The organism is Micromonospora sp. LOL_013 (genome assembly GCF_048060315.1).
Classification (GTDB): domain Bacteria; phylum Actinomycetota; class Actinomycetes; order Mycobacteriales; family Micromonosporaceae; genus Micromonospora_E.
The window spans coordinates 73,123-93,128 of the sequence record NZ_JBHMIQ010000015.1 but is presented as its reverse complement, the minus strand read 5'-3'; the positions used below and the strand labels follow the sequence as shown (position 1 = coordinate 93,128).

The window sequence follows — 20,006 nt, the reverse complement described above, 5'->3', positions numbered from 1 at the left end:
ATGTCGAGAACCCGGGAGCGGCTCCGTCCCAGGTGCGAACACGACCACAATGGGGCCGTACCTCACCAAGGAGACATGATGGCCAAGTACCTGCTGCTCAAGCACTACCGGGGCGCGCCGGCGGCGGTCAACGACGTACCGATGGACAAGTGGGAGCCGGCGGAGGTCACGGCTCACATCCAGTACATGAATGACTTCGCCGCCCGGCTGGAGGGCACCGGCGAGTTCGTCGATGGTCAGGCGCTCTCCCCGGAGGGCACCTTCGTCCGCTACGACGGCGAGGGCAGGCCACCGGTCACCGACGGCCCGTTCGCCGAGACCAAGGACCTGATCGCCGGCTGGATGGTGATTGACGTGGAGAACTACGAGCGCGCGATCGAGCTCGCCGGTGAACTGTCCGCGGCTCCCGGCTCGGGTGGCAAGCCGATCCACGAGTGGATCGAGGTGCGGCCGTTCTACGGCGAGCAGCCCACGGCCGCCGAGTGAACGAGTCCCTGCTGCGGGAGCTGGTGCCCGCGGTGACCGGCTTCCTCGTCCGTCGCGGAGCTGACTTCGCGGCGGCCGAGGACGCCGTGCAGGACGCCCTGGTCGAGGCGGTACGTGCGTGGCCGGACGACCCACCGCGCGATCCCAAGGGCTGGCTGGTGACGGTGGCCTGGCGCAGGTTCCTCGACGCCGTGCGCGCCGACACCTCCCGGCGGCGGCGGGAGGAACTGGCCGAAGCCGAACCCGTACCCGAGCAGGGCGCGACGGCAGCAGACGACACGTTGGCGCTGTACTTCCTGTGCGCGCATCCGGCCCTGCCCCCCGCCTCGGCGGTCGCGCTCACGCTACGCGCGGTCGGCGGCCTGACCACGCGGCAGATCGCGCAGGCATACCTGGTGCCGGAGGCGACCATGGCCCAGCGGATCAGCAGGGCCAAACGGACCGTCGCCGGCGTCCGGTTCGACCAGCCCGGTGACGTCGCCACCGTGCTTCGCGTGCTCTACCTGGTCTTCAACGAGGGCTACTCCGGCGACGTCGACCTCGCCGCCGAGGCGATCCGGCTCACCCGCCAGCTGGTGACCATGATCGACCACGAGGAGGTCGCCGGCCTGCTGGCGCTCATGCTGCTGCACCACGCCCGGCGTCCGGCACGGACCGGCCCCGACGGCCGGCTCGTGCCGCTCGCCGAGCAGGACCGCAGCCGGTGGGACAGCGGACTCATCGCTGAGGGCATCGACGTGCTCCAGACCGCCCTCACCCGCGACCGGCTGGGCGAGTTCCAGGCCCAGGCCGCCATCGCCGCGCTGCACGCCGACGCCCGGACCGTCGAGGAGACCGACTGGGTGCAGATCGTCGGGTGGTACGACGAACTGGTGCGCCGCACCGGCAGCCCGGTGGCCCGGCTCAACCGCGCCGTCGCGCTCGGCGAGGCCGACGGTGCGCGAGCTGGTCTGGCCGCCCTGGCGGACCTCGACCCGGCCCTGCCCCGGTACGCCGCCGTCGCGGCGCACCTGCACGAGCGCGACGGTGACCCGGTGACCGCAGCGCGGCTCTACGCCCAGGCTGCCCGGTCAGCGCCCAACCTGCCCGAGCGCGACCATCTCATGCGGCAGGCCGCCCGACTCAACACGCAGCTGCGAAGTTGACGATGATCCACGGTGGCTCCGACCTTCCGAACCGCCGCCGCAACTGGCAGAGTCTGCCCCGACATGACGATGCTCGACCTCTGCTACGACAGTCTTGACGGGCTTTCCGTCGGTGATGCCCTCGGCGCCCAGTTCTTCGTCCCCGGCACCAGCCTTGCCGCGTTGCTCGACGGGGATCCGCCGGCCGGGCCGTGGCCGTGGACCGACGACACCGAGATGGCCTGCTCGATCGTCGCCGAGCTGCGCGAGCGCGACGGCGTCGATCAGGACTGCCTGGCGGCCCGGTTCGCCGGGCACTTCGAGGCGTACCGTGGCTACGGTGCCGGCGCGGTGGTCCTGCTACGCCAGATCCGGCAGGGCGTTCCCTGGCGGGACGCGGCCGGTGCGGCGTTCGACGGCCAGGGGTCGATGGGCAACGGCGCCGCGATGCGGGTCGCCCCGCTCGGCGCGTTCCACGCTGGCGATAACCGTACCGCCGCGCTACAGGCCTGGCGCTCGGCGGAGGTCACCCACGCCCACCCGGAAGCCATCCTGGGCGCGGTCGCCGTCGCCGTCGCGGCGGCGGAAGCCGGCTGGTCCCGGCTGACCCGGTCCCGGCCCGAGCCTGCCGAGCTGCTCGACGTGGTGCTGGCCCACCTGATCGACGGCCGACTACACGCGGGGATCGTCCGGTCCAGACGGTTGCTGGCAGTCGGCGTCGCCGAGGCGGCGTACGAGCTGGGCAACGGCTCGCAGGTGCTGGCCTTCGACACCGTCCCGTTCGCACTGTGGGTCGCCGCGACCCGGCTCGACGACTACCCGGCGGCCATCCACGCCTGTGTCGAGGCCGGCGGCGACGTCGACACGACCGCGGCGATCGTCGGCGGCATCGTGGCCGCGTACACCGGATCCGGACCGGGCGGGATCCCGGCGCGGTGGCTGGCCCGCCGCGAACCGCTCCCCGACCGCGTACGCCGGTGACGGGCCTGCCTGTCACACGGCGAGCAGCGGATCCGGCCGCCACGGCGGTCAACGATCTCGTCCTCGTCACCGGCGAGGAGGGTGCCGGCAGATCGACGCGGCCAGGGGCCGGGTCCGTTGCCGCCGTCGCGTACAGGTTCGGGCCGTCGGCGTAGCGCTGTGGTGTACGGTCCCGTCGGGTCGAACGGGCTGATCCGGGCGGCCATGCGCACCGCAGTCGCTGGGAGGGCGTGTGTCGGGCCGGTTCGTGTACTGGATGAACGTGTCCGTGGATATGAAGATCGAGCACGCCCCGGGTGAGAACGGCGGCGGCGACTGGATGCGTATCGGGGAGTCGCTGCACCGGGAGTTCAACGCGCGGGCGCGGGCGCTGTCCCAGATGGTGCAGGGGCGGAAGGTCTACGAGATCATGGAGGCGTTCTGGCCGGGCGCGCGCGACGACGCGTCGCTGCCGGGTTTCCTGCGCGAGTACGGCGAAATCTGGACGTCGACCCCGAAGGTGCTGGTGTCGCGTACCCGCGTCGACGCCGGACACGACACCCGTATCGTCGGCCGCGACGGTGACGCCGTGGCGGCGCTCGCCGAGCTACGGGCGCGGGCCGACGGTGACATCGGCGTCGGTGGGGCCACCGTCGCCACCCAGTTGCTGCGGGCCGGCCTGCTCGACGAGGTGATGATGTTCGTCCACCCGGTGGTCCTCGGCACCGGCCGGGCTCTGTTCGACGACCAGGATGCCCCGGTCGAACTCGACCTGCTGGAGAACCGTGCCTTCGAGCAGGGCGTCACCCTGCACCGGTACGCCGTTCGAGGCGCCCGCCAACTGGCATGACCTGCGGATTTACTGTCACAGCAGGTCGGCGACACCTCCGTGCCGAAACTTGAATGATTCCAGAAAACGGCCTATCGTGGCCCGGTGACATCCGACCTCGAGGCGCAGTTGAGGGCGGCCTCGTTGCGGGTGACCCGGCCGAGGCTGGCGGTCCTCGCGGCGCTACACGACCGCCCGCACGTCGACACCGACACGGTGCTCGACCTGGTGCGCGCCGACCACCCGACCGTGTCCCATCAGGCGGTCTACGATGTGCTGCGGGTCCTCACCGACGCCGGGCTGGTGCGGCGCATCCAGCCGGCCGGCGCGACCGCCCGCTACGAGCGGCGGGTCGGGGACAACCACCACCATGTCGTCTGCCGCTCCTGCGGTGTGATCGCCGACGTCGACTGCGCCACCGGATCCGCCCCCTGTCTCACCGCCTCCGATGACCACGGGTTCATGGTCGACGAGGCGGAGGTCGTCTACTGGGGCACCTGCCCCGGCTGCACGACCGACAACGCCACTACGTTATCGACCAATCCGGAAGGGAACAGATGAGCGACATGCAGGACAACGCTCCCACCAGCGCCCAGGGTGTGGAAAAGATGTCGGCGGCCGGCTGCCCGGTCGCCCACGACTCGGTCACCTCGCACGGCAGCGAGAGCGAGAACCCGGCGATCGACTCACCGACTCCCAAAACGGGCGGTCGACCGCGTACCAACCGGGACTGGTGGCCCAACCAACTCGACCTGTCGGTGCTGCACGCCCACTCGCCCAAGGGCAACCCGCTGGGCGCGGACTTCAGCTACGCCAAGGAGTTCGCCAAGCTCGACGTCGAGGCCCTCAAGCAGGACATCGTCCAGGTGCTCACCACCTCGCAGGACTGGTGGCCGGCCGACTTCGGCCACTACGGCGGGCTGATGATCCGACTGAGCTGGCACGCCGCCGGCACGTACCGGATCGAGGACGGCCGGGGCGGCGCCGGCGACGGCGGGCAGCGCTTCGCCCCGCTGAACAGCTGGCCGGACAACGCCAACCTGGACAAGGCCCGGCGGTTGCTGTGGCCGGTCAAGGCCAAGTACGGCCAGAAGGTCTCCTGGGCCGATTTGCTGGTGCTGGCCGGCAACGTCGCCCTGGAGTCGATGGGCTTCAAGACCTTCGGCTTCGCCTTCGGCCGGGAGGACGTCTGGGAGCCGGAGGAGATCTTCTGGGGCCCGGAGGACACCTGGCTGGGTGACGCCCGCTACCTCTCCGAGAAGGAGATGTCGGCTGGAGTCGGCGCGACCGAGATGGGCCTGATCTACGTCAACCCGGAGGGCCCGCGCGGCAACGCGGACCCCCTCGCGGCGGCCCACTTCATCCGGGAGACGTTCGCCCGGATGGCGATGAACGACGAGGAGACCGTCGCCCTCATCGCCGGTGGCCACACCTTCGGCAAGACCCACGGGGCCGGTGACGCAGACGCTCACGTCGGCCCGGAACCGGAGGGCGCGCCGATTGAGGCGCAGGGCCTGGGCTGGCTGAGCACGCACGGCAGCGGCAAGGGCGGCGACACCATCACCAGCGGCTTGGAGGTCACCTGGACCGACAAGCCGACGCAGTGGAGCAACCGCTTCTTCGAGATCCTGTTCGGGTACGAGTGGGAGCTGACCACTAGCCCTGGTGGGGCCAAGCAGTGGGTGGCCAAGGACGCCGAGGCGATCATCCCGGACGCGCACGACCCGGCGAAGAAGCACAAGCCGACGATGCTCACCACCGACCTGTCGCTGCGCTTCGACCCGACGTACGAGCAGATCTCCCGCCGGTTCCTGGCCAACCCGGACGAGTTCGCACTGGCCTTCGCCAAGGCCTGGTACAAGCTGCTGCACCGCGACATGGGCCCGGTCAGCCGGTTCCTCGGTCCGTGGGTGCCCGAGGCCCAGCTGTGGCAGGACCCGGTGCCGGCCGTCGACCACGAACTGGTCAGCGACGCAGACGTGGCCGCGCTCAAGGCGAAGGTCCTCGATTCCGGGCTGAGCACCGCGCAGCTGGTCAGCACCGCCTGGGCGTCGGCGGCGAGCTTCCGCTCCACCGACAAGCGTGGCGGCGCCAACGGGGCCCGGATCCGGCTCGAGCCGCAGCGCAGCTGGGAGGTCAACCAGCCGGAGCAGCTGGCGACCGTGCTGAGCACCCTGGAGGGCATCCAACAGGAGTTCAACGCGGCCGGCGGCGCGCAGATCTCGCTCGCAGACCTGATCGTGCTGGCCGGCTCGGCCGCCGTCGAGAAGGCAGCGCACGACGCCGGGGTCAAGGTGACCGTGCCGTTCCACCCGGGCCGCACCGACGCCAGCCAGGAGCAGACCGACGTCGAGTCGTTCGCGGTGATGGAGCCGCGCGCCGACGGGTTCCGTAACTACCTGCGGCCGGGCGAGAAGACCCAACCGGAGGTCCTGCTGGTCGACCGGGCGTACATGCTCGACCTGTCCGCCCCGGAGATGACCGTGCTCATCGGTGGTCTGCGGGCGCTCGGGGCGAACGTCGGCGGCGCGCAGCACGGCGTGCTCACCGACCGGCCCGGCGTACTCACCAACGACTTCTTCACCAACCTGCTCTCCCCGGGCACCCGGTGGAAGGCGGCGGAGTCAGGCGAGCACATCTACGAGATCCGCGACCTTGCCACCGACGAGGTGAAGTGGACCGCGACCGCGGTCGACCTGATCTTCGGCTCGAACTCGCAGCTGCGCGCCCTCTCCGAGGTGTACGCCAGCAGCGACGCCGGCGAGAAGTTCGTCGCCGACTTCGTCGCCGCCTGGGTCAAGGTCATGGAGCTGGACCGGTTCGACCTGTCCTGAGCCGGCATTCGACAGACGTGGCCCCGCTGGCCGGTACCGGCCAGCGGGGCCACGTCGGGTTCCGGTCCCAGGTCAGCGGGGACACCACTGGTTGGCGTAGCCGTCGACGGCGCCGCAGGACCCGATGCCCTGCGGGTAGGTGAAGAAGTCGGTCGGGTCGTACTTGCGCTTGACCTCGACCAGCCGCGGGTAGTTCCCGCCGTAGTAGGCGTGTCGCCAGTCGGCCAGGTGGGGATCCGGGAAGTTCTGGTACGCCCCCGCCGGAGGGTAGCCGGCGAACACCTCGTCGAAAAATTCGGTCAGCCAGAGTTCGTTGGCGACGGCGACCTCCGGCGGATCGTCGTCTGCCCAGGTCGCCTCGGCGGCCATGATGAAGGTGACGTCGCGGTGCACGAACGCGGTGGCGTCCGGCTGTACCTCGTTCACCTGCCCACCCAGGCAGAACAACGCGATCCCGGCCCCGTCCGGGTTGCGGCTGCCCGGCCACCGGTGCAGGCCGTCGAGCACTGCCTGCAGTTGCCGCCGGTTCAACGACTCGGGCAGCGCCGCCGACTTGACCGCGAACTGCTGCGCCGGGGTGTTCGCCGACAGCAACACGCTCGCCTCGGCCGGCGACACCGCCCGGACGCCGTCCCGGTTGGCTTCACGTTCGGCCGGCGTCCCGACGCGCAGCACCGGCTCGAGGATCTCGGTCAGCTCGTCGACGGTGCCGTAGAACTGGCCGAGCGCGTCGGCGTACACCTGCTGCTCGCCGGCGGCCAGCGTGGTGCCGGCACCGATGCGGCAGTCCAGACGCCGATCGCCGCGGTAGGCGGTCGCGACGTCCTGCAAGGCCAGCATGGCCGGGGTGACGCTGGCCGCCGACCAGCGGAACCGAAAGAACGACACCAGACCCTGCAGCTGTACGTAGCGGAAGGTAAACGAGGTGTTGACGCCGAAGTTGTTGCCGGCGCCGCCCCGGCAGGCCCAGAACAGGTCCGGGTCGTTGGTCTCGTCGCAGGCCGTCACCGTGCCGTCGGCCAGCACCACCTCGGTCGATACCAGCCGGTCACAGGTCAGGCCGAACATCTTGTCGCTGAAGCCGATCCCGCCACCGAGCACCAGCCCGGCCACACCGACCGTCGGGCACCGTCCGGCGGGGACGAAGACACCCTGGTCACGCAGGAGCGGCAGCAGGTCGGCGTTGACCACGCCGGCCTGCACGGTGATGGTGCCGGCATCGTCGGTGACCTCGACCGACCCGTACCGCCGCGGCGGTGCCGGCCAACGGTTCGGCGTGACCTTGATCCCCCGCAGCCGGCTCATCACCATCAGCAGGCCGGTCGTGGTGGAGTAGCCGGCGTAGTTGTGGCCGAGGCTGGACCGGGGCACCAGCGGCATCCCGACATCATGTGCCCAGCTGACCGCCACCGCGACGTCGTCGGGTGTGCCGGGTGTCAGGATCGCGGCTGGTTGCACGTTGGCGTACCGGTGGTTGTACGGGATGCTGAGTGCCTCGTAGCTCGCCCCGCCGGGGCGGTACAGGGTGGCATCCGCCGACAGCTGCCCCTGCAGCTCCACCCACTGCCGGTCCGGCAGATCCCGCCACGGACGATCGTCCCGGCCAGCACCGGGCCCGATGTCCGGGTCCTGGGGCCTGACCTGCGTCGGTTGTTCGGCCGGGGTCCGGGTCGGCTCGTCGGCCGGCGTCGGTACGGCCGTGGCTGGTCGCCCGATCAGTCCGACCGCTGGGACCAGCCCGGCGACCGCGCCTGCCCGCAACGCCGTACGTCTGCTCACCATCGTCCGTGCTCCCCCGCTGGCACCGTCCGGATCAGCCGGTCGGTTCCGCCCCGGCCACCGCACCGACCTTGCCACTGGTCAGGCGCCGCTCAGGTCCCTCAGGCACACGTCACCCGTCCGGCGTACACCGGTTCTGGATCATCGTGTCGGCGCGGCGGGCTGAGGGTGGTGCACCCTAGCTGGCGCGATAGGGTGCACCACCTTCGACCCGCCGCGTGACACGACGTCCCCGACGGACGACGACGCGGCGTCAGGCGTCCTCGCGGAGCACGAGTACGCCGTACCGGTCCAGGCGCAGCGGCGCACCGGCGGTGACCCGTTCCCCGGTCAGCAGGTCGACCCCGGCGGCGCAGGCCGGCAGCTCGACCGGCTCCTCACCGTGGTTGAGCAGGAACCGGATCCGGGTGCCGTCCGGCGCGACCCGTACCGCCGACTCCAGGTCCGGCACGTGCGCGTACGGGCCGAGCAGTCCGTGCCGGTCCAGGATCCGGCGTACCACCCAGGTCACACCCGCCTGGTCGAGCCCGGCGGCGACGTACCACCCTTCACCGGCGCCGAACCGGTTGCGGGTGACCGCCGGGGTCCCGGCGTAGAAGTCTGCCTGGTATGTGCCGATCACCTCGGCGCCCTGTGGGATGACCAGCTCGAACAGCAGCGTGGCGGCGGAAACGACCGACCGGGCACCGTCGAGGGTCATGGTGACCGGGTTGACCACGTCGGCGTCCCGGGCGTCCCACTCGTCGATCCGGATCCCCATCAGTGGGGCCAGCGGCCCCGGCACATCGGCCAGGAACGCCTGATCGTTGTCGTCGACCCGCCCGGACAGGTACGTTGCCAGCACGGTGCCGCCCCGCTGGGCGACCCCCTCCAAACGGGCCGCGAGGTCGTCCTTGACCATGTGCAGTGCCGGCGCGAGCACCACGTCGTAGCCGGTCAGGTCGGCGGTGACCGGGACGACGTCGACGTCGATCCCGGCGTCCCACAGTGCCCGGTGATAGGCGAGCACCACCTGCTGGTAACGGACCAGCCGGGACGGGCCGTCGGAGATCTCCAGCGCCCACCAGCTCTCCCAGTCGAACAGCACCGCCACCCGGGCCGGGGTGCGGGCGCCGAGCGTTACGCCGCCGAGCCGCGCCAGCTCCGCACCCAGCTCGGCGACCTCGGTGAAGACCCGAGTGTCGGATCGGCCCGCGTGGCCGATGACCGCCCCGTGGTACTTCTCGCTGGCTCCCCGACCGGCGCGCATCTGGAAGAACAGCACCGCGTCGGCGCCGTGCGCCACCGCCTGCCAGCTCCACAGCCGCAGGACGCCGGGCCGTTTCAGCGGGTTGACATCGCGGCAGGCGGTGACGCTCGGGGTCTGCTCCATCAGCCAGAACGGGTGGCCGCCTTTCAACCCGCGGATCAGGTCGTGGGTGAGCGCCATCCGGGCCGCCGACCGGTCGTCGGGTGGGTAGTTGTCCCAGGAGGCGAAGTCAAGATGCTCGGCCCAGCGGTGGTAGTCGATCGGCCGGTACATGCCCATGAAGTTGGTGGTCACCGGAGTGTCCGGGCTGGACTCGCGGATCGCCGCCTTCTCGTCAACGAAGTTGGCCAGCATCGCGTCCGACATGAACCGCAGGTAGTCGAGGGTGATGCCCTGAAACGCGGTGTGGTCGGGCCCGCGCCAGTGTTCGGTCAAAGCCGACGGCGGCTCGATCTGCCCCCACTCGGTGAAGGTGTGCGACCAGAAGGTGGTGTACCAGGCGGCGTTGAGCGCGTCGAGGCTGCCGTACCGCTCGCGCAGCCAGAGCCGGAAGTTGGCGGCACACAGCTCGCAGTAGCAGGCGCCGCCGTACTCGTTGTTGACGTGCCAGGCGACCAGGCCAGGGGTACGCGCGTAACGTTGCGCGACGCGCCGGGCCAGCTCCGTGGCGAGTCGGCGGTACGTCGACGAGTTGGGGCAGGAGTTGTGCCGTTGGCCGAACCGGTGCCGGCGGCCGGAGAAGTCGACGCGGGTCACGTCGGGGTGGGCGCGGGCCATCCAGGCCGGATGCGCGCCGGTACCGGTGGCCAGGCAGATCTGCCGGCCCTCGACGACTGCCCGCTCGACGATGCGGTCCAGGGTGGAGAAGTCGTAGACGCCGGGACCGGGCTGGGTCAGGCCCCAGGTGAAGACGCCGACGGTGACGGTGTCGATCCGCGCCGCGTCGAACAGCCGGTAGTCGTCCTTCCAGACGTCCTCGGGCCACTGCTCCGGGTTGTAGTCCCCGCCGTACGGAATCTTCGCGACGTCGGGCAGCGTCACCTGGTGAACTCCTTCTCGATCGCCGTGATCATCGGTCGGCTGGTGCGCAGCAGCAGCAACGCCAGCACCGAGCCGGTCAGCGCCAGCACTGCCTCCGAGGTGTACGCGGTGATCCCGGCCGCCACGACCCCGAGCGCCAGCACACCGAGGGAGGTGCCGGGCGTACGGGTCAGGAAGTGCGCGGCGAGCCGGGCCACGTCGCGGGCGCGGAACGCGAACAGCGAGGTGATCACCAACGCGGTGCCGCCCCAGACAGTCGCCGCGACCGCAACGAGGACCAGCAACGCTGCCCACCAGCGCGGCACCCCGGCCGCGTCGAAGTAGGCCAGGTTGACCGCGACAAGGGTCAGCCCGGCCAGCAGCGGCAGCCAGATCCGCAGCACCCCGCCGAGGTTGGCCCGGTAGCCGCGCCGGAAGTCGACGGCCGGGGTCAGGTCGGTGATGTCGGGGCGGTGCCAGGCGACGGCGTACAAAGCGGCGGACAGCGCCGGGCCGACCGGGACGGCGCAGGCGGCGTAGAGCGGGATGTTGCTGGCGTCGCGGGCCAGCAGCAGCGCCGGCACCAGACCGGGCAGTACGCCGGCGAGCAGCAGCAGCTCGACGACGGTCAGCCGGTAGACGATCGCCGCGACCCGCGACAGCGGCCCGGTGCCGAACTGCCGTTGCGCGGCGGCGAGGTCGTTCACGATGAACCGTTTCCGCCGAGCAGTCGCCGGTCGTCGCACCACGGCGGGGTCTCGTCGACCACCTGGGTGATCTCAACCAGAGTGACCTCGTGCCGCGCCAGGGTCAGGTCGATGTCTACCCGGCCATCGACGACCGGCAGCGCGCGGTGACTGCGGGCCGGTTCGGCGGCGGTACGCAGCGCGTCGAGTTGCGCCGGCCGGGGTGATCGAGGGCGGCCGAGCTCGCACCAGGCCCGCCAGGCGTTGCCGGCTTCGTCGCTGACCGACGAGCGCAGCAGGAACGCCGAGCCGGCCGGTGCGGTGACCGGGACCGACAGCGAGACGACGTGCCGGTCCGGGGAGGCCGCGACGTCGGTGACGTCGACCGGCGCCCAGGCCAGCACGGTGACCCGGCCGGTGTCGTCGTCGCGGGTGACCAGGTGGTCGGTGCCCCGGGCGAGCACCTGACGGCCCATCCGGGCCATGAACGCGTACAGATGGTAGGTGGGTTTCCTGATCTGCCGGTGGGTGAGCAGACCGAAGCCGCCGTGGAAGATCGCGGTCGGAATCCCGACCTCCTCGAAGACGTCGCTGAACGTCCAGTAGGAGAACGAGTCGACCAGGTCGCCACCGGCCGCGACGACCGGGGCCAGGTACGCGGCGTGGAACGCGGTGTCGTGGATCGGGTTGTCCGGCCGGTAGGAGGAGTTGAACTCGGTGATGTGCACCGGCAGGTCGGCCAACGCGGTGCCGGCCAGGTTCCTGCGCGGGCTGGCGAACTGTTCCAGCAGGTGGTCCGCTGGCCGCAGGGTCTGGTGGGTACCGAACGGCACGTGCTGGGCTGGCCCCGAGGTGTACGCGTGCCGGCTGACGAAGTCGACCGGCACGTCGCGGTCGGTGACGAATTCGGCGAACGGTGCCAGCCACTCGTCGGCGCCGGGGGAGATCGCCGGTCCGCCGACCTGCAGGCTGGCGTCGACGTCCTTGACCGCGTGGGCGGCCAGTTCGTACAGCCGGTGGTAGGCGGCCCGGTCGGCGCCACGCCAGAAGGAGGTCAGGTTGGGTTCGTTCCACACCTCGATCGGCCAGTTCCGCACCTGCTCCAGGCCGTACCGGTCGACCAGGTTACGCACGGTGGCGCGGACCAAGTCGGCCCAACCGGATTCGGAGCGGGGCGGGGTGACGTTGCCCCGCCACCAAAAGACGGTCTGGTCACCAGAGGCCAGCTCGGTGGGCATGAAGCCAAGTTCGACGAAGGGCGCCAGGCCGAGTTCCAGGTACGCATCGACGACCTGGTCGGCGTACGTGAACGAGTACCGTACCTCCTCTCGGCCGGCATGGGTGTACGGTCGGTAGATGCCCGTGCCGTCGCTCAGCAGCCCGTGCCCACGGATGTACCGGAAGCCGATGTCCCGCTGAAGCAGGGAAAGCGAGTTCTGATAGTCACGGTGCAGTGCGAGGTCGAACCGCCCGGTACCGATACACGCACGCCAGGCCTCCGAGAGCGCTCTGGTGGGCTGGTCGGGTACGATGATCCGGCTCATACCGTCTCCTTTGTCGAGCGTCGGCGCAGGTGGCGCCGGTCGACGCCGGCCAGGGCAAGGTGGATTTCGGGCCGGCGCCGGCCGTTGCCAGCCGCGTTCCTGCCACGAACGCGACCGTACCCGGTAGGTCAGCCGTACTTCTCCTGGTAACGTTCGTACGCTCCATTGACCATGTCGATGTACTGCTGGGCGTTCTTAGCGTTCAGCTCCTCGACGTAGGTGTCCCACTCGGCGAGATCGCGCTGGCCGAGGATGAACTGCAGGGTCTGCTGCTGGACGTAGTCCTTCAGCGGGGTCTCCCACAGGGTGGCCTGTTCCCGTTCCTCCTCGCTGAACGGCCGCGGCGGGGACACCGGCAAGGTTTCCTTTTGCCCCTGTGCCTGCTGGAACTCCAGCTCCTCAGCGGAGAACGTCGACTGCAGCAGTTCGGTCTTGCCGCCGTACGCGAAGACCCCGTTACTGAAGCCGAAGTCCTTCTGCAGGTGCTTGCTGGCATCCGGGTTGATGCCGACGAAGTCGATGTCGGGGTCGAGCACCCACCCACCGTCGGCGTCCTTGGTGTAGGTGACCCCTTCGACGCCCCACTTGGCGAACTCCTGGCCCTCGTCGGAGTACCAGAGCCAGTCGATGAACTGCATCATCGCGACGAAGTTCTCACTCTGCCGTGCCTCAGTGGAGATCATGATGCCGTTCTCCAGCCGGGTGCCGGCCTTGACCGAACCGGCCGGACCGGACGGTACCGGGATCTTGGCGATCGTCGCGCTCGGGTTGCTCTTTGCCAACGCCGGCCGGTAGTCGTTGACCAGTGTTTGCGCGTTGGTGCTGATGACGAACGACTTGCCGTTGGCGAGCTTCTGGATCGCCCTGTCGTCGTCCTGGGTCGGGCTCTCCGGGTCGAGCAGGCCGTCCTCGACCAAGGAGTGCAAGTACTCCAGCATGGCCCGGTACCCTGGCATGCTTCCGGTAAAGACGAACTCCTCAGCGTCGCGGTCCCAGGTCGCGTTCTGGTAGCCCCAGCCAGCCGCGGTCTCGTAGGCTTGGGCGAGAATGCTAAGCAGCGAGCCGAGTGGCGTGGGGATGTTGAACCGGTCCGACAGCGGGTAGCTGTCCGGGTATGCCTGCTTCATCGCGGCCAGCATGTCGCGCACCTCGTCCCAGGTGGACGGGGTCTCCAGGCCGAGTTCGGCGAGGATGTCGGTGCGTATCGCGATGGTGTAGTCGGTCCACACGTCCTCGTGCAGGCCCGGCAGGACGTAGAAGTTGCCGTCCTCCTGCCGCAGCGAGTCGATGTCACCCTGCAGATTCCACTTGGCGACCTTGTCCTGGAAGTGCGGCATCAGGTCGAGATAGTCGCTGACCGGTAGGATGGCACCGCTGGAGACGAATGCTGACTCCTGACCGGGGTACGTCTTCGGGATGATCATAGGGGCATCACCGGCGCCGATCAGCAGACTGCGTTTTTGCTCGTAGTCACTGAGCGGCACCTCGACGGCGTCGATGGTCACCCCGGTGCGTTCGGTCAGCTCATCCCAGAACAACCAGTCCTTGTCGATCGGGTAGTTGGGGTGATTGTTGTAGAGCATCGAGAACGTCAGGGGCTCGGTTGCCTTGAACTGGTCACCGACGTCGTAGCTCTCCATCGCGCCGACCCTGTTGCCATCCAGGTTCTCTGGATCGGTGTCGTCGTCGCTGCCACAGGCGACGACACCGAACGAAAGCGCGAGAACACCGGCGGCGACCGCCGCAAAGCGGTGCCGGGATCGATGAATCATCGGGTTTCCTCTCGTGTGCGGAAGGCATTCACTTGAATGGGGCGGACCTGACCGCAGCGCTACCCCTTGACCGCACCGAGCATGATGCCGGTCACAAAGTAGCGCTGAATGAACGGGTAAACCATAACGATCGGCAGTACGGTGAGGATGATGGTCACGGCCTGAATGTTCGCGGCCGCCTGGGCGAGGTTGTCGCTGCTACTCCCGGCCGAGGTCGCGGTAGTTGCGCCAGCAATCAGGTTGCGCAGGTAGACGGTCACCGGGAAAAGCTCGGAGCGGTCCATGTAGAGAAACGCGGAAAACCAGGAATTCCAGAACGAGACCGAGTAAAATAGCACCATCGTCGCCATGATCGCCTTGGACAGTGGGATCACGATGCGCCAGAGGATGCCGTACGTGCTGAGACCGTCGACGGCGGCGGCCTCCTCCAGGTCGGTTGGCAGACTCTCAAAGAAGGCCTTCATCACCAGCAGATTGAACACACTGACGGCATTTGGCAGCACGATCGCCCAAATGCTGTTCTTGAGCCCAAGGCTGGTGATCAACACATAGTTTGGAATCAAACCACCGGAAAAGAACATGGTGAAGACCGCGATGCCGACCAGCATGCCGCGACCCTTGAGATCCTTCTTCGACAGCACATAGGCGTAGCAGGTGGTGAGCACGATCGAAATGACCGTGGCGGTGACCGTGTAGACGACGGTGTTACGGTAGTTGATCCAGAACATCGAGTCGGATATGACCAGCCGGTAGGTGTCCAAGTTGAACCCACGCGGGATGATGTTGACCTGGCCGGACCGGATGTAACCCTCGTCGCTGAGCGAACGGGCGATGATGTTGACGAACGGGTAGAGCGTAACGATCACGACGCCGGTGAGGATGATCCCGTTGGCCGCTTGGAAGATCCGGTAGCCCCGGGTGTCGTCGGGTCGGCGGGGCCGACGGCGGATCGAGTGCAACAGCTTGCGGGGGGAGTCGATGGTCACCACAGGCTCGTTCCTACTGCGCGACGGGCGATCAGGTTCGCCGACAGCACCAGGGTCAGCCCAATCAACGCCTCGAACAGGCCGATAGCGGCGGCGTAGCTGAAGTTGCTGGAGACAACACCCATCCGGTAGAGATACGTCGATATGACGTCGGCGGTCGGGTAGGTCAGCGGATTGTACAGCAACAGGATCTTCTCGAAGCCGACCGCCATGAAGGTACCGATGTTGAGGATCAACAAGGTGATCATGGTGGGTCGGATGCCGGGCAGCGTCACGTGCCAGGTCTGTCGCCACCGGTTCGCTCCGTCGATCCGGGCGGCCTCGTAGAGGTCCTCGTCGATCGTGGTGAGGGCGGCAAGGTAGAGGATCGTCCCCCAGCCGACCGTCTGCCACACCTCGGAGGAGACGTAGATGGTGCGGAACCAGCCCGGCTGCTGCAGGAACGGGATCGCGTCACCGCCGAACGCCCGGATCATCGAGTTGACCGTGCCGTCAACCGAAAGGATCTGCATCACCATCGCCGCGACGATCACGATCGACAGAAAGTGCGGCAGGTAGGACACCGACTGGACGAACCGCTTCATCCGGCGGGCGCGGACCTCGTTGAGCAGCAGGGCGAGCACGATCGGCAGCGGAAACACCACCACCAGAGTGAGCGTGCCGAGGATCAGGGTGTTGGTAAAGACCTGCCAGAACGTCGGATCGTCGAGAAACATCCGGACGTAGCGCAGGCCGACCCAATACTCACCGAAGATGCTGCCACCGGGCTGGAACCGGCGAAACGCGATGACGTTTCCCAGCATCGGCAGGTAGCGGAAGATCAAGAAGAACAACAGCGGCAGGACGACCAGCGAGTAGAGCTGCCAGTCGCGGCGCAGCGCCCGCCGCCAGGTACGTGACCGGGGCCGGCGTCGGCCGCGCCGCGGCAGGCCGTCGACCGGCGGCAAGGGCACCTGCGCCTGCGGCGACGCATCGACCGTGCTGGGGGTACTCATCCCAGTTGCCGCCCCTCACGTCCGGCCCGCCACCGGCCCCCTGCCGGCAGCAGGGAACGCCTCGCGGGACACAGCCCTCGAAACTTTCGGAAATATGTGCGTTACCTTGCGGGAAACCTAAACTCCCCGGCAAGGTGTGTCAAGGGTCACCGAACCAGGACTCCCAACTGCATAGCGCGCACTTGAAGCCGCACCGCCGCCGCCGCCGACCCGCGCACCACCACCCCTGCCACACGCTGACCCTGGCCTACTAGCAGGTTCAGCACCGAAAGTTCCGGTAACTGAACGTGAGATGTGGATGACAGAGATACCGTCGCCGCCCCAGCCGGGCCCCGTCGCTCCATCGACTCCCACAACCACCCCGGCCACCGATCCGCCAGCCCCGACAACCATCGCCAGCATCGCCGACGACGTCGGCGTGTCGATCACCACTGTATCCAAGGTTCTCAATGGTAGAACGGACGTGGCGCCACAGACCCGGGCCCGGGTGGAGGCCAGCCTGGCCCGGCACCAGTACCGCCGCCGGGCCCGGCGCCCGCCGATCCGCAACGACCAGATCGAGCTGGTCTTCCACGAGTTCGACTCGCTCTGGGCTATGGAGATCATCCAAGGAGTGGAGACCATCGCCAGCGCCGCCGGCATCGGCCTCAACCTGACTCAGCTGGGCGGCCGGCACAGCCCACCGGCGGAGTGGCTGGACAGCACGGTGGCCCGTCGTCCCCTCGGCGTTCTCTTCGTCCTGTGCCACCTCACCGAACGTCAACAGGAACTGCTCGCCCGCCAGCTCATCCCCTTCGTGGTGATCGACACCGACAGCGCCACGTCGGCGTCGGTGCCGACTGTCGGGTCCAACAACTGGAACGGCGGGCTCATCGCCACCCGGCACCTGCTGCAGCTCGGACACCGGCGGATCGCCATCATCTCCGGACCACGGGACGTGCTGTGCGCTCAGGCCCGTACCGCCGGATTCCGATCGGCACACGACGAAGCCGGCCTGCCAGTCGCGGCCGACCTCGTCAGGCACGGCGACTTCTATGTCGATGCCGGCTTCGCGCACGGGATGGCGCTGCTGGACCGCCCGGACCGGCCGTCCGCGATCTTCGCCGGATCGGACATGCAGGCGCTGGGCGTGCTGCGGGCCGCCCGCCAACTCGGCCTGGACGTCCCGCACGACCTGTCGGTGATCGGGTACGACAACGTGCCGGTCGCCGCCTGGACGGTACCCGCGCTGACCACCGTCAATCAGCCGCTGCGCGACATGGCCGGCACCGCCACGCAGATGCTGCTGGATCTGACCCGCGGTGCCGAGTTGTCGACCAGCCGCATCGACCTGGTCACCGAGTTGGTGATCCGGGAGAGCACCGCCCCGCCCTCGCCCGTCTGAACAACTGTCCACCGATTTTTGTCCACCTAGGAGATCTGATGCCCTCGGTTGATCTGCCGTTGCCGCAACTTCGGACGTACACCCCAGCTGTCGCCAAACCGGCCGACTTCGCGACGTTCTGGAAATCGACCCTGGACGACGCCGCCAGCCGCGAAGTGCTGATCAATGTCCGTCCGGAGCCGACCGACCTGCGTCTGCTGGACACCTGGCAGGTGACGCTGCGCGGTTTCGGCGGGGATCCGGTCAACGCCTGGTACACCCGCCCAGCCGGGGTACACACCCCACTGCCGGCGGTCGTCGAGTATCTCGGCTACGGGCGCGGCCGGGGCCTGCCGCACGAGCGGCTGACCTGGCCGGTCGCCGGTTACGCGCATCTGCTGATGGATGCCCGTGGTCAGGGCGACCAGTACGGCAACGGCGGGGACACGCCGGATCCGCACCCCGCCGCCGCCGGTGGCCCAGGGCCGGTGACCCGCGGGATACTCGAGCCCGACGGCTACTACTACCGGCGACTGATCACCGACGCGGTCCGCGCGGTGACCGCAGTGCGCGCGCTACCCGGCGTCGACCCGGCCCGGGTGATCGCGGCCGGCAACAGCCAGGGCGGCGGGCTCGCCCTGGCCGTCGCCGGCCTGGTCGACGACCTGGCCGCGCTGATCTGCAGCGCGCCGTTCGGCTGTCACTGGCAGCGGGCGATCGAGATCACTGACAACGAGCCGTACGGTGATGTGGCCCGGTATCTCGCCGTGCACCGCGACGCCGAGCCGGCGGTACGCCGGACTCTGTCCTACTTCGATGGAGTGTCATTCGCCCGGACCGCTGTGGCTCCAGCGCATTTCGGCATCGGGCTGCGCGACACCACCTGCCCACCGAGCACGGTGTTCGCCGCGTACAACCAGTACGGAGCCGAAAATGGACGCCCGCAGCCGCCAAGTCGGGAAATTCATCCGTATCCGTTCAACGGCCATGAAGGCGGCGAGGCGGAGCAGGTCCGCCGACAGTTGCGCTGGCTGCGCGAACTGTTCCACTCGGCTACCTGATCAGCTTACCCGGACGCGGCAGGTGCCACGACCGTACGACGGCCGTGGCACCTGCCGGTCGTCCCGTAAAGATGGGACCGCTACGGGTGGCTCAACTCGCGGTGCAGGACGGGGTCATCCCGGAGCCGCTGCCGGTGCCCTGGAAGCCGAACTCGGTCGACTGCCCGGCACCGACCCGGCCGTTGTAACTGACGTTGCGGAACTGAACCGCACCGCTGTTGCCACTGCGGTCGGTGTTCCATGCGTTGGTGATCGTGGCACCGCCGGGCAGGGTCATCCCGACGGTCCAGCCGGTGAGTCCGGCCGAGCCGGCGGTGACCCGGACGGTCGCCACGAAACCGCCGTTCCACTGGTTCAGCGAGACAGTGGCGGTGCAGCCACCAACCGGTGGCGGAGTGGTCGCCGGGGGCGGGGTGGTCGGCGGGGGCGGGGTGGTCGGCGGGGGCGGGGTGGTCGGCGGGGGCGGGGTGGTCGGCGGCGGCGGGGTGGTCGCCGGGGGCGGAGTGGTCGGGCTCGGGCTCGGTCCGATGCCGGGGTTCAGGCTTCCAGGTACGGAGAGCAGTGCCTCGTACCATTTGGTAGCCATCTTGCTGTAACCGGTGGCGTTCGGATGCACGCCGTCGGCCAGATCGGCCGTGGTGAGCGCTGGATACATGTCGACGAGGTGCACTCGACGGCCAGCGTTCGCCCGACTCTGCACGATCTGCGGAATCGCCGCGTTGTATGCGCTGACCTGGGCGGCTTTGAAGCTGACCGGTACGATGGTGGCCACGAACAGGTGGGCGTCCGGTGCGGTACTGGTGATCTTGTCGATCAGCGCGGCGAGCCGGTTCGGCGCGTTTGGCAGGTCCCGGTTCTGCAGGACGTCGTTGGTGCCGATGTGCAGCAGGATCGTCTGCGGGTCGGAGGCGTTCAACCAGTTGACGATGTTGGCGTCGATCTGGTCGATCCGCCAGCCCGAGTGGCCCTGGTGGTTCCGGTCCGGCAGGCTGGCCGGCCCGTTGGACTTGGATCCGACGAAGTCCACGGTGTACCCGCCGCTCTGGAACTTCTGCCACAGGTCGATGCGGTAGCCGCCGGGGATGTTGTAGCCGTCGGTGATCGAGTCCCCGAGCGGCATGATCCGCACCGCGGCCGACGGCTGGGCGTTGGCGCCGTTGCCGACCGCAAGCACGACGGCGACCAGCAATGCCGCCGCCAGCGCCGCCGTACATCGACGGATGGTCGAGGTCATGAACGAACTCCCTCCGAAAGACATTTACGTACATCAATCTATACGCCGGTCGGAGGACCAGGCCGGGACCCGCCGGAGCCCCGG

The 20,006-nt window shown here is 68.8% G+C and carries 16 protein-coding genes; 8 read left to right on the top strand and 8 right to left on the bottom strand.

The window, feature by feature from the left end:
• Window positions 1-78 precede the first annotated feature (78 nt).
• The 6 genes from ACFHWS_RS12330 to katG all read left to right on the top strand — a co-directional run bounded on the left by ACFHWS_RS12330 (window position 79) and on the right by katG (window position 6,233).
• Window positions 79-486, top strand: a complete 408-nt coding sequence (locus tag ACFHWS_RS12330; RefSeq protein ID WP_416555372.1) for a YciI family protein — start codon at window positions 79-81, stop codon at window positions 484-486.
• Window positions 483-1,631 carry an RNA polymerase sigma factor gene (locus ACFHWS_RS12325; protein ID WP_416555371.1) on the top strand — a complete coding sequence of 383 codons (1,149 nt, stop codon included), beginning with the start codon at window positions 483-485 and terminating at the stop codon, window positions 1,629-1,631. Before ACFHWS_RS12330 ends, ACFHWS_RS12325 begins: the two co-directional genes overlap by 4 nt.
• A gap of 63 nt (window positions 1,632-1,694) precedes the next feature.
• Complete coding sequence (locus ACFHWS_RS12320; protein WP_416555369.1) at window positions 1,695-2,591, top strand: ADP-ribosylglycohydrolase family protein; 897 nt, start codon at window positions 1,695-1,697, stop codon at window positions 2,589-2,591.
• A 256-nt stretch (window positions 2,592-2,847) separates the two neighbouring features.
• Entirely contained in the window at window positions 2,848-3,420 is a 573-nt protein-coding gene (locus tag ACFHWS_RS12315) for a dihydrofolate reductase family protein (RefSeq protein WP_416555368.1), read from the top strand.
• 84 nt (window positions 3,421-3,504) lie between these two features.
• Entirely contained in the window at window positions 3,505-3,960 is a 456-nt protein-coding gene (locus tag ACFHWS_RS12310; protein WP_416555366.1) for a Fur family transcriptional regulator, read from the top strand.
• Window positions 3,957-6,233, top strand: a complete 2,277-nt coding sequence (gene katG, locus ACFHWS_RS12305; protein WP_416555363.1) for a catalase/peroxidase HPI — start codon at window positions 3,957-3,959, stop codon at window positions 6,231-6,233. The genes ACFHWS_RS12310 and katG overlap by 4 nt, the downstream gene beginning before the upstream one ends.
• 72 nt (window positions 6,234-6,305) lie before the next feature.
• Here katG and ACFHWS_RS12300 read toward each other — a convergent pair whose 3' ends face one another.
• The 7 genes from ACFHWS_RS12300 to ACFHWS_RS12270 all read right to left on the bottom strand — a co-directional run bounded on the left by ACFHWS_RS12300 (window position 6,306) and on the right by ACFHWS_RS12270 (window position 16,264).
• The gene (locus ACFHWS_RS12300) at window positions 6,306-8,015 is read right to left on the bottom strand and encodes an FAD-binding oxidoreductase (RefSeq protein WP_416568211.1); all 1,710 of its coding nucleotides are present in this window, start codon (window positions 8,013-8,015) and stop codon (window positions 6,306-6,308) included.
• A 250-nt stretch (window positions 8,016-8,265) separates the two neighbouring features.
• Window positions 8,266-10,302 (bottom strand): beta-galactosidase, encoded by a 2,037-nt coding sequence (locus ACFHWS_RS12295; protein ID WP_416555359.1) that lies wholly within the window; start codon window positions 10,300-10,302, stop codon window positions 8,266-8,268.
• A complete protein-coding gene (locus ACFHWS_RS12290; RefSeq protein WP_416555357.1) occupies window positions 10,299-10,988 on the bottom strand; it encodes a hypothetical protein in 690 nt (229 codons plus the stop codon). Before ACFHWS_RS12290 ends, ACFHWS_RS12295 begins: the two co-directional genes overlap by 4 nt.
• Window positions 10,985-12,511, bottom strand: coding sequence for a GH39 family glycosyl hydrolase (locus ACFHWS_RS12285; RefSeq protein WP_416568210.1), 1,527 nt, complete (start codon window positions 12,509-12,511; stop codon window positions 10,985-10,987). The genes ACFHWS_RS12290 and ACFHWS_RS12285 overlap by 4 nt, the downstream gene beginning before the upstream one ends.
• A gap of 128 nt (window positions 12,512-12,639) precedes the next feature.
• A complete protein-coding gene (locus ACFHWS_RS12280; protein WP_416568209.1) occupies window positions 12,640-14,283 on the bottom strand; it encodes an extracellular solute-binding protein in 1,644 nt (547 codons plus the stop codon).
• Window positions 14,284-14,342: 59 nt separating this feature from the next.
• A complete protein-coding gene (locus ACFHWS_RS12275; RefSeq protein WP_416568208.1) occupies window positions 14,343-15,269 on the bottom strand; it encodes a carbohydrate ABC transporter permease in 927 nt (308 codons plus the stop codon).
• Window positions 15,266-16,264 carry an ABC transporter permease gene (locus tag ACFHWS_RS12270; protein WP_416555349.1) on the bottom strand — a complete coding sequence of 333 codons (999 nt, stop codon included), beginning with the start codon at window positions 16,262-16,264 and terminating at the stop codon, window positions 15,266-15,268. The genes ACFHWS_RS12275 and ACFHWS_RS12270 overlap by 4 nt, the downstream gene beginning before the upstream one ends.
• 391 nt (window positions 16,265-16,655) lie before the next feature.
• Between ACFHWS_RS12270 and ACFHWS_RS12265 the strand changes: the two genes are divergently transcribed.
• Window positions 16,656-17,648: a LacI family DNA-binding transcriptional regulator gene (locus tag ACFHWS_RS12265; RefSeq protein ID WP_416555446.1), complete on the top strand. Its 993-nt coding sequence runs from the start codon at window positions 16,656-16,658 to the stop codon at window positions 17,646-17,648.
• Between the two features lie 38 nt (window positions 17,649-17,686).
• Complete coding sequence (locus ACFHWS_RS12260; RefSeq protein WP_416555347.1) at window positions 17,687-18,688, top strand: acetylxylan esterase; 1,002 nt, start codon at window positions 17,687-17,689, stop codon at window positions 18,686-18,688.
• 91 nt (window positions 18,689-18,779) lie between these two features.
• Here the strand turns inward: ACFHWS_RS12260 and ACFHWS_RS12255 are convergent, their stop codons facing one another.
• A complete protein-coding gene (locus tag ACFHWS_RS12255) occupies window positions 18,780-19,922 on the bottom strand; it encodes a GDSL-type esterase/lipase family protein (protein ID WP_416568207.1) in 1,143 nt (380 codons plus the stop codon).
• Window positions 19,923-20,006 lie beyond the last annotated feature (84 nt).